Source organism: Propionicimonas paludicola (assembly GCF_002563675.1).
Classification (GTDB): domain Bacteria; phylum Actinomycetota; class Actinomycetes; order Propionibacteriales; family Propionibacteriaceae; genus Propionicimonas; species Propionicimonas paludicola.
The window spans coordinates 3,118,888-3,131,970 of sequence record NZ_PDJC01000001.1 but is presented as its reverse complement, the minus strand read 5'-3'; the positions used below and the strand labels follow the sequence as shown (position 1 = coordinate 3,131,970).

Sequence of the window (13,083 nt, the reverse complement as noted above, 5' to 3'; positions counted from 1 at the left end):
CCGGGCCTGCCGAGCCACCTAGGCTGACAGCGTGTTCGCCCGCCTGAAGCCGCAGCCCGCCATTGACCGTCCCGACCTCTTGCCGCCTGCGGTGATCGCCGCCGTGCGCGCCTACCTCCCTGAGGCCTTGGTCTTCGAGATCGATCCGGCCCACTCCGACACCGAGACGCTGTGTGCGGTCTACGACCTGCCCATGGACGTGATGGGCAACGCCGTGCTGGTCTCCGGACGCCGCGACGGCACCGAACGCCGGGCCTGCTGCCTGACCTTGGCGCACCGCCGGGTCGATGTGAACGGCCTGGTCAAGCGGCGCTTGGACGTCCGCAAGGCCTCGTTCGCGCCCATGGAGGTGGCCGTGGCCGAGTCGGGCATGGAGTACGGCGGGATCACTCCGGTGGGACTGCCGGAGAGCTGGCCGATCTGGCTGGACGCGGCTGTGGCCGACTCGCCGGTGGTCTGCATCGGTGCCGGGATCCGGGCCGCCAAGTTGGTCGTCCCTGGCCCGGCGCTGGTCACTCTGCCCGGTGCCGAGCGGATCGAAGGCCTGGCTCGCGCCATCTAGGCCCAGCCGACAGCGCGGCACAGGGCCGCAGAAGGCTCAGCCGACCCGTGACTCCAGGCCGATGAACTCGCGGAAGGCCTGCGCCCCGGCCACCCGAATCGGCTCACCACGAACGAATCGGGACGGGGTCAGCAGCCACTGCTGCGAGCCGTGCCACTCCTCGGGCCGTCGGGTCTTCCGCATCAGGCCGTTCGGCTGGTAGCCGACCTTGCGGCTCACCGCATTCGACGCCGGGTTGTCGGCGAAGGCGGCCGAGGTGATCTCCTCGGCGTCCAGATAGTCGAAGACGAAGGCGCAGATCGCCTGCCGCATCTTGGTGCCGATTCCCTGCCCGTGGTGGGCGCGGCCCAGCCAGGAGCCGGTTTCACCCGTCCGGGTGATCAGGTAGTCCTCGGTGGTGATGCCCTGGGTTCCGACGATCCTGCCCTCGTACTCGACGGCCAACTCCAGGCCCCAGTGCTCCCGGGTCCAGGAAGCGCGCCGTCCCCACTGGTACTGGACGTAGTTGGCCGGCAGCCGATCCGGCGGAGCGTCGGTCCAGGGCACGAAGAAGGGCATCCGATCCGGCTCGTGGACGCCTCCGAGAGCAAGGTCGACCAGCGCCGGCATCACATCGTCGGTGATCGGACGCAGGACCAGCGGACCTGCTTCAATGCGCAGCCCAAACGGCGGCCAAATCTCGGAAAGCTCCATGCACCAACCCTATGGCCGAAGCCGCTCCGTGCGGCAACCGCAAAGGCTCCTCCGCGCCCCTACCGAGCAGGGGATGCGTCGCGGATGAGCGCTACTGGGCCAGGCCGTACAGGCGGTCGCCGGCGTCGCCCAGGCCGGGCACGATGTAGCCGACCTCGTTGAGCCGCTCGTCCAGGGCCGCGCAGACAAGAGTGCACGGGACGCCGATCGGGTCGACCAGCTCGCGCATCCGCTCGACGCCCTCCGGCGCGGCGATCAGGCAGATGCAGGTGATGTGGTCGGCGCCGCGGTCCACCAGGAACTGGACGGTGCCGCCCAGCGAGCCACCGGTGGCCAGCATCGGGTCCAGCACGTAGCACTGGCGTCCGGACAGATCCTTGGGCAGCCGCTCGGCGTAGGTGAAGGGCTGCAGGGTCTCCTCGTCGCGAACCATGCCGACGAAGCCGACCTCAGCGGTCGGCATCAGCCGCATCATCCCTTCCAGCATGCCCAGGCCGGCCCGCAGGATCGGCACGACCAGCGGACGGGGACGGGTGAGCTCCACGCCGGTGGTGACGGTGACCGGCGTCTTGACCTGCACCGGCTCGACGCGCACCTCGCGGGTGGCCTCGTAGGCGAGCAGGGTGACCAGCTCTTCGACGAGTTGGCGGAAGGTGGCGCTGGAGGTGTTCTCGTCGCGCAGCAGAGTGATCTTGGCGGTGACCAAGGGATGTTCGATGACACGAAGTTCCACGGGAGCAACCTTCCCACACCCGGGCGGACGGATTTGCACTGACCGGACTGTGCCAGCTCGGCGGTTATCTGCGACGATGGAAGTCCTCGCAGGGCCAAGGAGAAGGAGGCTGGGGTGAGCACGTCGGACGATGTGGAGTTCGAACTGCCCAACCGTGGCGACGACCGTCCCGGGCTGGATGACCTCGATGAGGTGATCGTTGTCGATGACCTTGACGACGAGGATGACGAGGATGACGTCGACGATGAGGACTACCCCGACGACGCCACCGAAGACGACATCGATTTGGTGATCGCGCTGTACCGCGAGGACGGCCAGGCGGTGGCGCTGCCACTGGAGCTCGACCTGGCCAACGACCTCGAGGCCCTGATCACCCAGCTGCGCCGAATGCCCGGCGACGGCGGTGCCCTCGGCTTGGTCTCGATCGCCTCCGAGGTGTTCGTGATCGTCCGAGTCCGCGGCAAGCACGTCCAGGTGCTCTGCTCCGACATCGTCGCGGCCACCGACTGGCCGCTGGCAAGGGACGTCGTGGACTTCCTCGGCGCCGAGCTGCCCGATGAGGATTCCGAGGACGACGGCTTCCCGGTCGGCGATCTGGACATCCTGGCCGACCTGGGCCTGCACGACTTCGAACTCGAAGCCCTCGCCGAGGACTACGAGGAGGATTCGGCCACTCTGGTCGAGCAGATCGCGACCCGGATCAAGTTCGGTCCGGAGTTCACCAAGGCGCTGGCCACCTTCGAGTGAACCGCTGGCAGCCCGCCATGGCGCAGGCGCTGGAGTTGGCCGCTGCAGCGCCGGTTCATGGCGACGTCCCGGTCGGTGCCGTGGTGCTGGACGCCTCCGGTGCGCTGATCGCGTCCGGGGTCAATGAGCGGGAGCTGACCGGCGACCCGACCGCACATGCCGAGGTGGTCGCGTTGCGTCGGGCGGCGGACGCCGTGGGCAGTTGGCGACTGGACGGCTGCACCCTGGTGGTGACCTTGGAACCGTGCACGATGTGTGCCGGCGCCATCGTCGCGTCCCGGGTGGAACGCCTGGTGTTCGGTGCTTTCGACGAGAAGGCCGGTGCGGTGTCGTCCCTGTGGGACGTGATCCGCGACCCGCGGCTGAACCATCGGGTCGAGGTGGTCGCCGGGATCGACGCAGAGGCCAGCAGCCGACTGCTGCGCGACTTCTTCGACGCTCACCGCTGAGCCGGTCCACCGGCAACCCGCGATTGGATCGCGCGGCACCTGGCTGGGTACACTCTCCCGCGGTGGCGTGTCTGAGCGGCCGAAAGAGCGCGCCTCGAAAGCGCGTGAGGGGCAACCCTCCGAGGGTTCAAATCCCTCCGCCACCGCCAACTGGTCTGAGACCACCTGAAGCCGGCGAACCTCCTGGTTCGTCGGCTTTCTGCTTGCCTGGCTCCGGTCGCTGAGCCCGGCCCCGGTCTCTGAGCCTGCCGAAGGGACCCATCGGACGATTCCCGGCCATCCCTCACCAGACGCCCGACACGTCGACCGGTCGCAGTAGCCTGCCGATCACAGGCCGGCCAGAGACACGGAGGCGCTCACAATGACCGACGACCCGAGTTTTGCCGCATTCATCGCAGCGGTGTGGGGCTTGTTCCAGATCGTGTTCCCGTTCGTCGCCCTCGGGCTGCTGATCAGCATCCACCTCCGACTCAAGGACGTTGCCAAGCAACAGTCCGAGACCTACCGGCAGATGCTCAAGCTGAGCAAGCAGCAGCGCTAGCCGCCCTCACTCCGGAGTTCCCGCAGGGCTTCGACAAGCTCGGCTGTCGGACGATTCCCGGACGGATCGGCCGACTTTCCCGAAAGCCACCTCCCGCCGGGAGCACCGCAGCTAGCCTGCGGCCATACCCGGCAGGTGGAGGCAGCCATGGACGACGACGCGTGGATGAGAATTTGGTCCTTGGTGACCTTCATCTGGACGGTCTTCTTCATGATCGTCTTCCCGATCATCGTTCTTGTCGGGCTCTACAGCCTGACCAAGGCGCTGGAAGAGCTGAGCCGCAAGCATGACCAGACGGCGACTCAGGTCGCCACGCTGATTGGTCTGGTCAGCCAGGGTCTCCCGAGTCTCGCGCCGGCCCCGGCCGAGCCGTTCGAGCAGCCCCCGGTCGCCGCGATCGTCGCCGGTTCGGTGTTGGAGCGGGCCCTCGCCGATCCGGAGACCCGCAAGGTGGCTTTGTCGATGCGTCGGGTGTACGGCTTGGCCGTGGCCGTGGACGTCGTGAAGCGCCGGGCGGCCGAACTCGGCCTCGGCGAGCTCGAGGTCACCGAAGACGAACTCGGCGCGGCACTCTCCTCCGAGCTTCCCGAACTGCCGACGTCCTCGGCCTAGCCGAAGTCGAGCTAGGGACGCGGGATCTCGATCCGCTCCCGACGGCCGCGGACGGTCAGGTTGATGGCCAGCCGACGCCACGTGTGGGGTAGCCGCGGACGCGTCCGCCAGCCGTCGGCGGTCAGCTCGAAGCCGGCGAAGCCGAACACCACGGCCTGCCACAGGCCGCCGGCCGCCGCCCCGTGGATCCCGTCGTCGGCATTGCCGCGGGCATCGGCCAGATCCGTCCGGGCGGCCCGGAGGAAGTGGACGTAGGCCAACTCGATCTCCCCGGCCCGGGCCGCCACCACCGAACTGATCGCCGGACCGAGGCTGGAGCCGTACTCGTGGTCGGTGCGCAGATCGTAGAAGGCCTGGTTGGCTCTTAGTTGCTCGGCGGTGAACAGCTCGGGCAGCAGGTGGGCCAGCATCAGCACGTCCGGCTGCTTGATGGCGCGGGTCCGCTGCACCTCCTCGAAGCCGAGCAGCCGCTGCCACGACACCGTCCGGTTGGGCTGGAGCAGCGCCTCGGGGAGCTCGTCGAGGTCGAAGTAGCCGGCGAACTGCTCGATCAGCCCACTCTCCGGTTCGAACGGGACGTACAGGCCGGCGGCCACCTCGAGCCAGTGGGCGAGTTCGGCGGCGTCCAGGCCGAGCTCGGCGCACAGCCGGGCCCAGTGCTGGGGCTGATGCTCGGCCAGCCAGGCCGCCAGAGCCCCGGCCGCGTGCAGATGCCAGGCCGCCAGCTGGTTGGTGAAGGCGTTGTCATCGACGACTTCGTGGTACTCGTCCGGCCCGATCACCTGCCGCAGGTGGTAGTGCCCGTCCGGCTCGGCCACCGCGGCCGAAGCCCAGAACTGGGCACCGTCGAGGATCAGTTCGGCGCCGTAGTCGAGCAGGAACTGCTGGTCGTTGGTGACCTGCCAGTACTGCCAGGCCGCATAGCCGACATCGGCGGTGACGTGCAGCTCCCGGTCGCCGCTGAGCACCGGCACCTGGCGTCCGGGGTGGTCGGGATCGGGAATCCAGCGCGGCGTGACCTCCTCGCCGGTGGCCGCCGACTCCCACGGGAACTGGGCGCCGCGGCGTCCGGCCTCGGCCGCCTTGCGCCGGGCCCCGTCCAGCCCGTGCCAGCGGTAGCGCAGCAGGTTCGCGGCCAGCTCGGGCTGAGTGAAGCTGAACACCGGCAGCATGAAGATCTCGGTGTCCCAGAAGACGTGATGCCGATAGCCCAGGCCGCTGAGCGTCTTGGCGCCCAGGCTGGCCCGGTCGGTGAACCGGGGTACCGCGATGTTCAACTGGAAGAGCGCGAACCGGATTGCCAGCTGGGCCTCCGGATCGCCGTCGATCTCGATGTCGCAGGCCTCCCAGACCTGGGCCCAGGCGGCATCGCTGGATGAACGCAGCCCGACCCAACCGAAGTGGACGGCCTGAGCGGCAAGCTCCCGCGCGGCGACCAGCGGCTGCTCGGCCTCGAACTCGGGCACCAGCGCCACGTACTTGGTCAGCTGCAACTCCTCACCACGTGCCAGCTCGGCGCGGTACTCGAGGGTCGGCTCACCGGTCTGCTCCAGGCCGACTCCCTCGACCTCGCCGGACGGCACCCGACAGCTCAGCTCGGCCACGCAGCCCAGGGTGATGCCGCTTGTTCGGGTGCGGACGGCCAGCTCGGCCCGGTTGCCGCTCACCTGCTGCCCGACCGGCGCCCAGTGGACCAGACCGGAGTTCTCCACGGCCGCCGACAATCCGGCCCAAGCGCGCAGCGGCAGCGGGGTCAGCGCCCGCACCGTCAGCCGGATCACGGCCAGCTGCGGACGGCTGAAGTCGATGAACCGCTGCCAGCTCAGCTCGGCCGCGGCCCCGTCCGGTCCCTGCCAGCGGTAGCTGCGAGACAGCACGCCGGTGCGCAGGTCCAGGCTGCGCCGGTAGTCCTCGATCCGGCCGGTGTCGAGTCGGATCGGCTGTTCCCCGGCCCACAGCTGCACTCCCCACCATCGCGGCAGGGCGGCCAGTTCCTCGCCGAAGACCGGGACCGCGTCCCACAGTCGGTGCGCGAAGCCGGCGGTTCGCTCGCCCGGATAGCCCTCTTCGAAGCCGCCGCGCAGGCACTGCTGACCGTTGCCGATGGTGAAGATGGTCTCGCCGTGATGCTGCCCGGACGCGTGGAACTCCGCCTCGTCCAGCGTCCAGCCGGGTGCCGGCTGGTCCGTGGCGTCCATCCTGCCTCCCGCGCTGCGTCGTGGAGTTGCGGTATCCGATGAGGCTACCCGAGCCTCCCTCGGCCAACCAGACGCGGACGACTAGGCCGAACGCTGCAGCGGCTCGGCGCCGGCCAGCCCTCGGGCCGCGGCGATGCCGGTGTACTCGGCGGCCACCCGGTAGGCCTGGACCTGTTCGGCCGGGATCGCGAAGCGCAGCGGGGTGCCCTCGTCCAGCACCACACCCACCCCGTACCGCTCGGCCCAGGCGAGCAGGTCGACGCCCAGCTGGGAGCGCAGCCGGGTGGCGCGCAGCTCGGCCAGCCAGCCGGCCCGCTCCGGGCGTCCGGCCTGGCTGAACGCGTAGGCCCAGGTGCGCAGTTGGTCGTCGGTGCGCAGCAGCGGAGCCCGTCCACCCTGCGCCGACGGCCCGGTCAGTAGGAACACCGGACGCAGCCCGAGCGCGGTGCCGAGCTGGAAGCGGTGCCACGGTGACGGGCCGGCGATCGCCAACCAGCTCAGTGCGGCGCGGACGGTCGTGGTCTGGTTCATTCGGCGTCTCCCTTGCTGATGGACGGCAATGGCAACTGCAGGCTGATCTGTTCGGTGGTGGCCGGTCGGCCGTGGATCAACGGCAGCCGTCCGGTGATCGGGGCCAGCTCGGGACCCTGGTCGTCCAGGGGGATCCGCAACTCGCCGGTGAGCTGGTAGGGCCGGCCGCAGACCAGCAACTCGCCGCCGGGTCCGGCCAGCAGCCGCAGCTGCAGCTCCTCGGTGGTCAACTCGGCGCGAACCCGGGATCCGGCCAGCCGGAAGCTGAACCGCAGGCCCGGCCAGCCGACCGGCAGCCGAGGATCGATGCTGATCCGTCCGCCGTGGTCGCGCAGGCCGCCGAAGCCGTAGACCAGCGCATTCCAGACCCCGCCGGCCGAGGCGATGTGGACGCCGTCGCGGGTGTTGTGGTGCAGGTCGGCCAGATCGACGAAGCTGCCTTCTGCGAACAGTTCGACGGCCCGCTGCGGGTAGCCCACCTCGGCCGCCACGATCGACTGCACCAGCGCTGACAAGGTGGAGTCCCCGGTGGTGATCGGGTCGTAGTACTCGAAGATGGCTCGGCGTTGCGCAGGCGTGAACTCGTCCCCGGCCAGGAAGGCGGCCAGCACGGCGTCGGCCTGCTTGAGCACCTGGTGCCGGTAGATCACCAGCGGGTGGTAGTGCAGCAGCAATGGATGCTGGTCACCGCTGGTGTGGGCCAGATCCCACACTGCGCGGGTCAGGAAGTCTGCGTCCTGGGCATGGACGCCGAAGCCCTCGTGATAGGGCACCACCATGGCGTCCGCGGCGGCCAGCCAGCCGTTCACCTCGGCGTCATCGAGGCCGAGTTCGGCGACGGCCTGCGTCCACCGCTGCGGGTCGGACGCCTCCAGCCGCCGGGCAGCGGCGGCGGCCACCCGCAGATGCTTGCGGGCCATCAGGTTGGTGTAGAGGTTGTTGTTCACCACGGCGCTGTACTCGTCCGGCCCGGTCACCGAGTGCAGGTGGAAGCCACCGTCCCGGAAGAACCCGAGGTCGGCCCACAGTCGCGCGGTCTCGATCAGCACCACGAACGCCTCACCCGTGAGGAACTCCGGGTCGGCGTTCACCGCGGCGTAGCGGGCCAGTGCATCGGCCACGTCGGCGTTGATGTGGTACTGCGCGGTGCCGGCCGCGTAGTAGGCGCTGGCCTCGTCGCCGTTGATGGTCCGCCAGGCGAACAGGGCACCCCGCTGGGCCAGTTCACGAGCTCGGTGTCGGGCCGAGTCGAGCAGCCCGAGTCGGAACCGCAGTACCTGGCGGGCCAGCTCCGGGTTGGTGTGGGTCAGGAACGGCACCAGATAGATCTCGGTATCCCAGAAGTAGTGTCCCTCGTAGCCAGAGCCGGTCACGCCCTTGGCGCCGATGCCGCGTCCGTCGGCCCGGCCCGCGGCTTGGGCCAGCTGGAACAGACACCAGCGGACGGCCTGCTGCAGCTCGGGCTGGCCGGGCAACTCCACGTCCGCATCGGCCCAATAGCCGGTCAGCCAGGCGGCCTGTTCGGCCAGCAGCGCGTCCACCCCGGCGGCCTGCGCCTGGTCGAGGTCGAACGCCGCCGACGCGGCCAGGCCGGCGACCGGGACACCGGCCTGGCCGTCGTGGTAGCTCAGCCACTTCACCAGCCGAAGCCGCTCACCTGCCGCGGCCGGGACCCGCCAGCTGCGGACGGCGTGGTCAGCGCTGGCAGCGCCGTCCACGTCGGCCGGGCTGGCCGAGTCGAACTGGTGGGCGACGCCAACGGCCAGACCGAGACCGGAGTTGGCGGTTCGCCAGCCGAGCGACCATCGGTCGCCGACCTCCTCGACGAGTTCAGTGACCAGGACGCGATGGCCGAAGCCACCGGCCCGGCGCGGATCGAAGCCGGCCCCCTCGGTGACCGCCGGCATTCCGTCGGCCCGATTGCGCAGCTCCGAGGTGACCACCACGTCGGCGGCGGCGTCCACCTCGATCTCGTAGACCACCTGGGCCACGTGCCGGCGGACGAAGCTGACCAGCCGGGATGAGTGCAGCCGGACATTCTTGCCGGACGCCGTACGCCAGCTCAGCTCGCGGCGCAGCACCCCGGTGCGGAAGTCGAGGACCCGGGAGTAGCTGCTCGCCTCGGCCGGGTCGAGGGTCTGGCCGTCGACGCTGAGCCGGACCAGCTTGGCGTCGGGCACGTTGATGATGGTCTGGCCGGTCTTGGCGAAGCCGTAGGCGGCCTCGGCGTGCTTGATCGGCCAGGTCTCGTGGAAGCCGTTCAAGAAGCAGCCGGGGGCTTCAACCGCGGTGGCCTCTTCGTCCTCGCCGCGCAGGCCCAGATAGCCGTTGCCGACCGCGAAGATCGTCTCCCGCTGGCCCAGCGAGGTGGTCTCGTAGCGCAGCTCGCCCAGCCCCCAGGCCAGCAGCGGGAAGCGGGCACGATCGATGAGCTCCTCGGCCATCGCGCCGCGCTGCGCGCCTGTTGCCACCAAACCCCCCGAGGTTCAGCCCGAGGCCAGGCCCCGGTTGATCGGCATTTGATCGTTCAAAGCTTGTGGATCGCGAAACGTCCATCATTGAGAAATGTGGGGGCGTCCGCTGGTTTGATCGATCAAAGTAAAGCACAATCGTGCCTCGGAGGTCACTGATGAGCAAGGCCAAAGCCGGCAAGAGAGCAACTTTGGCGTCCCTCGGCGATCAGCTGGGACTCTCCCGCCAGACCATCTCCAATGTGCTGAACAACCCGAGCATCGTCAGCGAGGAGACCCGCAACCGGGTACTGGAGGCGATCGAGGCCAGCGGCTACCGTCCGTCCGCAGCCGCTCGGGCGCTGCGCACCAAGCGTTCGATGACCATCGCGCTGCGCCTCTACCCGGCCGGGGACGGCATCGAGGGCGCCCTGATGGACCGCTTCACCCACGCGGTGACCGAGGCCGCTCAGGCCCACGGATACCGGATCGCCCTGTTCTGCGCCGACGACATGCGCAGCGAGGCCGACGCCCTGGTCGAGCTGCACGAGGAGGCGCAGATCGACGCGGCCATCATCTCCGACACCTACCCCGGCGACCCGCGACCGGCCGCGCTGTGGGAGGCCGGCCTGCCGTTCTCTGCGTTCGGTCGGCAGTGGGAGCGTCCGGAAGCTCCGCACTCCTGGGTCGACGTGGACGGACGCGTCGGCGTCCGGGCCGCGGTGGAACACCTGGTCGCAGCCGGTTATCGGCGGATCGGTTACCTCGGCCCGCGGGTCGGCGGGGCCAGCGAGGATCGACGGGCCGGCTGCCTGGAGGCGCTGGCCGAGTGCGTGCCGAGCGTCGGCGGGGATCAGGAGCTGACCGAGCGGGACACCCCCAAGGCCGGTGCCGCGGCTGCGTCCGCCCTGCAGGAACGCGGAGTGACCGCCGTGGTCTGCGGCAGCGATGCCATGGCCATGGGCGCCTTGTCGGTGTTCGGCCATCGCGACGGCCACGCGCCGATCGTCGGCTTCGACGACACCCCGGTGGCCCGGGCCATGGGGCTGTCCAGCGTGGCCCAACCGGTCGAGGAGGCGGCCCGGTTGGCCGTCGAGCTGGCCCTGGCCGCCGCCAACGGCGAACCGTCCCGACAGCTCCTGATCGAGCCCGAGCTCGTGGTCCGCCGTCTCGAGGCCTTCGCCCGCTGACCGGGGACGGTTCTCACCGTCCGCCCTTGTCGGTGGCTCACCGGGGGACGGCCTCAACGCCGTCCGCCCTTGTCGCGAGCGTGTGGCCGGATGGACGCAACCCGGGCCATCGTCTTCATCTCGGAGACATCCGGACGCTGCCGGACGCCTGCCGACGTGAGCCCGGGAGCACCCGTCCGACAAGGCCATTCGCACGATTACTGAGGCTCAGCGAACAGTCGTTCAGTCGGGCCGACCGCCGGTGAACGAAAGTGCGGGCGACACTCCTTTTCGGCACCCTCCGAACCGGGCAGAGTGGAGCCAGCCCACCCGCAACGTCTCAAAGGAGAGCACCTGTGAAGAAACTGATCAACGACCCCGCGAATGTGGTCGCCGAAACCCTGTCCGGTTTCCAGGCAGCACATGCCGATCTGGTCACCGTGCATTTCGATCCTGACTACGTCGTTCGCGCCGATGCTCCGGTCAAGGGCAAGGTCGGCCTGGTGTCGGGTGGTGGCTCCGGCCACGAGCCGCTGCACGCGGGTTACGTCGGCAAGGGCATGCTCGACGCCGCCGTTCCGGGCGCCGTCTTCACCTCCCCGACCCCTGACCCGATCTTCGAGGCCACCAAGGCCGTCGACGGTGGCGCGGGCGTCCTGCACATCGTGAAGAACTACACCGGCGACGTCCTCAACTTCGAGACCGCTGCCGAGATGGCCGACATGGAGGGCATCACCGTCAAGACCATCGTGGTCAACGACGACGTCGCCGTCGAGGACTCCACCTGGACCGCCGGACGCCGCGGCGTCGCCGGCACCGTCCTGGTCGAGAAGATCGCCGGTGCGGCCGCCGATCGTGGCGACGACCTGGACGCCGTCCTGGCCGTGGCCGAGAAGGTGAACTCGAAGGTGCGCTCGATGGGTGTGGCGCTCTCCGCCTGCACCGTCCCGCACGCCGGCAAGCCGTCCTTCGACCTGAGCGATGACGAGATCGAGATCGGTATCGGCATCCACGGCGAGCCCGGACGCCACCGCATCCCGATGGCCCCGGCCGACTCGATCACCGACCAGCTGGTCGACCCGATCCTGGCCGACCTCAAGCCGGCTGCCGGCACCGAGGTGCTGCTGTTCGTCAACGGCATGGGTGGCACCCCCGAGGCCGAGCTGTACATCGTGTACAACCACGCTCGGGCCCGCCTCGAGGCCGCTGGCCTGAAGGTCACCCGTTCCCTGGTCGGCAACTACATCACCAGCCTGGAGATGCAGGGCTGCTCGGTGACCGTGCTGGCTCTCGACGACGAGCTGACCGCCCTGTGGGACGCTCCGGTTCTCACCCCGGCCTTCCGCCGCGGCGTGTGAGGATTACCGAGTGACGGACAACCTTTCCCTGGCTTGGGCGCTGGCGTGGATTCGCGGCGCCCAAGCCACACTCGAAGAGCATCGGATGGAACTGATCGACCTTGACCGGGAGATCGGGGACGGCGATCACGGCGAGAACATGTCGCGCGGCTTCAAAGCCGTGGTGGCCAAGCTCGACGACAGCATCCCGGACGTCCAGGGCGTACTGAAGATGGTGGCATCGACTCTGATGTCCACCGTCGGCGGTGCGGCCGGGCCGTTGTACGGGACCGCGTTCATGCGGGCAGCCAAGGCCGCCGACAGCGATCTGGATTCCGAGAAGGTGGTCGCCATGATCGCGGCCGCCCTGGAGGGGATCGTGGCTCGGGGCAAGGCGACCACCGGCGAGAAGACCATGGTGGACGCCTGGACTCCGGCTCTGGAGGCGGCCACGGCCGCCCAGCAGGCCGGGGCGACGCCGGCAGCCGTCCTTCGGGCGGCGGCGGACGCTGCTGCGGCTGGTGCCGAGGCGACCATTCCGATGCAGGCCACCAAGGGCCGGGCGTCCTACCTGGGCGAGCGGTCGATCGGCCACAAGGATCCCGGGTCCACCTCGACGGCCTACCTGCTCGACGAGGCGGCGAAGGCAGCCGGGGCATGAGCAGCGTCGGTCTGGTGATCGTCTCGCACTCCGCCCAGCTCGCGGACGGAGTCGTCGAACTCGCTTCGCAGATGGCCCGTGACGTGCAGTTGCGGGCGGCCGGCGGCACCGACGACGGACGGATCGGCACCTCGTTCGACAAGGTGTCGGCCGCGATCACCGAGTTGCGGGAGGCCGGGCTCGATGTGGCGATCCTCACCGATCTCGGCTCGGCGACCATGACCGTGGACTCGGTCCTGGAGTTCCTGGACGAGGACGAGGCCGCGCACGTGAAGTTCAGTGACGGCCCGCTGGTCGAAGGTGCGGTGGCTGCTGCGGTGACCTCCCAGGTCGGTGGCGACCTGGACGCCGTGGTGGCGGCCGGACGCGCCAGAGAGCTGTTCGAGTAAGTCCAACGACG

Annotated in this window: 14 protein-coding genes and 1 tRNA gene; 10 read left to right on the top strand and 5 right to left on the bottom strand. The window is 69.5% G+C overall.

All coding sequences use genetic code 11. From position 1 onward, the window contains the following. Positions 1-31: 31 nt before the first annotated feature. Positions 32-562: a YbaK/EbsC family protein gene (locus ATK74_RS14505; protein WP_098461715.1), complete on the top strand. Its 531-nt coding sequence runs from the start codon at positions 32-34 to the stop codon at positions 560-562. Between the two features lie 36 nt (positions 563-598). Here the strand turns inward: ATK74_RS14505 and ATK74_RS14500 are convergent, their stop codons facing one another. Continuing rightward, positions 599-1,255 carry a GNAT family N-acetyltransferase gene (locus ATK74_RS14500; RefSeq protein ID WP_098461714.1) on the bottom strand — a complete coding sequence of 219 codons (657 nt, stop codon included), beginning with the start codon at positions 1,253-1,255 and terminating at the stop codon, positions 599-601. A 91-nt stretch (positions 1,256-1,346) separates the two neighbouring features. Continuing rightward, positions 1,347-1,973, bottom strand: a complete 627-nt coding sequence (gene upp / locus ATK74_RS14495; RefSeq protein WP_211283474.1) for a uracil phosphoribosyltransferase — start codon at positions 1,971-1,973, stop codon at positions 1,347-1,349. Positions 1,974-2,102: 129 nt separating this feature from the next. Here upp and ATK74_RS14490 point away from each other — a divergent pair, with 129 nt between their 5' ends. The 5 genes from ATK74_RS14490 to ATK74_RS14470 all read left to right on the top strand — a co-directional run bounded on the left by ATK74_RS14490 (position 2,103) and on the right by ATK74_RS14470 (position 4,337). Next, complete coding sequence (locus ATK74_RS14490) at positions 2,103-2,735, top strand: tRNA adenosine deaminase-associated protein (protein WP_098461712.1); 633 nt, start codon at positions 2,103-2,105, stop codon at positions 2,733-2,735. Between the two features lie 17 nt (positions 2,736-2,752). Continuing rightward, positions 2,753-3,184, top strand: coding sequence for a tRNA adenosine(34) deaminase TadA (gene tadA / locus ATK74_RS14485; RefSeq protein WP_098462303.1), 432 nt, complete (start codon positions 2,753-2,755; stop codon positions 3,182-3,184). 61 nt (positions 3,185-3,245) lie between these two features. After that, a tRNA-Ser gene (locus ATK74_RS14480) sits at positions 3,246-3,333 on the top strand. A gap of 212 nt (positions 3,334-3,545) precedes the next feature. Next, the gene (locus ATK74_RS14475) at positions 3,546-3,725 is read left to right on the top strand and encodes a hypothetical protein (protein WP_098461711.1); all 180 of its coding nucleotides are present in this window, start codon (positions 3,546-3,548) and stop codon (positions 3,723-3,725) included. A gap of 165 nt (positions 3,726-3,890) precedes the next feature. Continuing rightward, complete coding sequence (locus ATK74_RS14470; protein WP_143483695.1) at positions 3,891-4,337, top strand: hypothetical protein; 447 nt, start codon at positions 3,891-3,893, stop codon at positions 4,335-4,337. Between the two features lie 11 nt (positions 4,338-4,348). Here the strand turns inward: ATK74_RS14470 and ATK74_RS14465 are convergent, their stop codons facing one another. The 3 genes from ATK74_RS14465 to ATK74_RS14455 all read right to left on the bottom strand — a co-directional run bounded on the left by ATK74_RS14465 (position 4,349) and on the right by ATK74_RS14455 (position 9,510). Further along, on the bottom strand, positions 4,349-6,535 hold the full coding sequence (locus tag ATK74_RS14465) for a glycoside hydrolase family 65 protein (protein WP_098461709.1): 2,187 nt from the start codon (positions 6,533-6,535) through the stop codon (positions 4,349-4,351). A gap of 81 nt (positions 6,536-6,616) precedes the next feature. Then, complete coding sequence (locus ATK74_RS14460; RefSeq protein ID WP_098461708.1) at positions 6,617-7,066, bottom strand: hypothetical protein; 450 nt, start codon at positions 7,064-7,066, stop codon at positions 6,617-6,619. Next, complete coding sequence (locus ATK74_RS14455) at positions 7,063-9,510, bottom strand: glycoside hydrolase family 65 protein (RefSeq protein WP_098461707.1); 2,448 nt, start codon at positions 9,508-9,510, stop codon at positions 7,063-7,065. Before ATK74_RS14455 ends, ATK74_RS14460 begins: the two co-directional genes overlap by 4 nt. A 185-nt stretch (positions 9,511-9,695) precedes the next feature. Between ATK74_RS14455 and ATK74_RS14450 the strand changes: the two genes are divergently transcribed. The 4 genes from ATK74_RS14450 (at position 9,696) to dhaM (ending at position 13,072) form a co-directional block, all read left to right on the top strand. Further along, a complete protein-coding gene (locus tag ATK74_RS14450; protein WP_098461706.1) occupies positions 9,696-10,706 on the top strand; it encodes a LacI family DNA-binding transcriptional regulator in 1,011 nt (336 codons plus the stop codon). 335 nt (positions 10,707-11,041) lie between these two features. Next, a complete protein-coding gene (dhaK, locus tag ATK74_RS14445; protein WP_098461705.1) occupies positions 11,042-12,043 on the top strand; it encodes a dihydroxyacetone kinase subunit DhaK in 1,002 nt (333 codons plus the stop codon). Between the two features lie 10 nt (positions 12,044-12,053). Further along, complete coding sequence (gene dhaL / locus ATK74_RS14440; RefSeq protein ID WP_098461704.1) at positions 12,054-12,683, top strand: dihydroxyacetone kinase subunit DhaL; 630 nt, start codon at positions 12,054-12,056, stop codon at positions 12,681-12,683. Continuing rightward, entirely contained in the window at positions 12,680-13,072 is a 393-nt protein-coding gene (gene dhaM / locus ATK74_RS14435; RefSeq protein WP_098461703.1) for a dihydroxyacetone kinase phosphoryl donor subunit DhaM, read from the top strand. Before dhaL ends, dhaM begins: the two co-directional genes overlap by 4 nt. Positions 13,073-13,083 lie beyond the last annotated feature (11 nt).

What these genes read in the sequence shown, in the direction of transcription:
- ATK74_RS14475 (WP_098461711.1), top strand. Translation starts at nt 3,546, where the DNA reads ATGACCGACGACCCGAGTTTTGCCGCATTCATCGCAGCGGTGTGGGGC.
- ATK74_RS14500 (WP_098461714.1), bottom strand. Translation starts at nt 1,255, where the DNA reads ATGGAGCTTTCCGAGATTTGGCCGCCGTTTGGGCTGCGCATTGAAGCA.
- dhaM (WP_098461703.1), top strand. Translation starts at nt 12,680, where the DNA reads ATGAGCAGCGTCGGTCTGGTGATCGTCTCGCACTCCGCCCAGCTCGCG.
- tadA (WP_098462303.1), top strand. Translation starts at nt 2,753, where the DNA reads ATGGCGCAGGCGCTGGAGTTGGCCGCTGCAGCGCCGGTTCATGGCGAC.
- ATK74_RS14460 (WP_098461708.1), bottom strand. Translation starts at nt 7,066, where the DNA reads ATGAACCAGACCACGACCGTCCGCGCCGCACTGAGCTGGTTGGCGATC.
- ATK74_RS14450 (WP_098461706.1), top strand. Translation starts at nt 9,696, where the DNA reads ATGAGCAAGGCCAAAGCCGGCAAGAGAGCAACTTTGGCGTCCCTCGGC.
- ATK74_RS14455 (WP_098461707.1), bottom strand. Translation starts at nt 9,510, where the DNA reads ATGGCCGAGGAGCTCATCGATCGTGCCCGCTTCCCGCTGCTGGCCTGG.
- ATK74_RS14465 (WP_098461709.1), bottom strand. Translation starts at nt 6,535, where the DNA reads ATGGACGCCACGGACCAGCCGGCACCCGGCTGGACGCTGGACGAGGCG.
- ATK74_RS14470 (WP_143483695.1), top strand. Translation starts at nt 3,891, where the DNA reads ATGAGAATTTGGTCCTTGGTGACCTTCATCTGGACGGTCTTCTTCATG.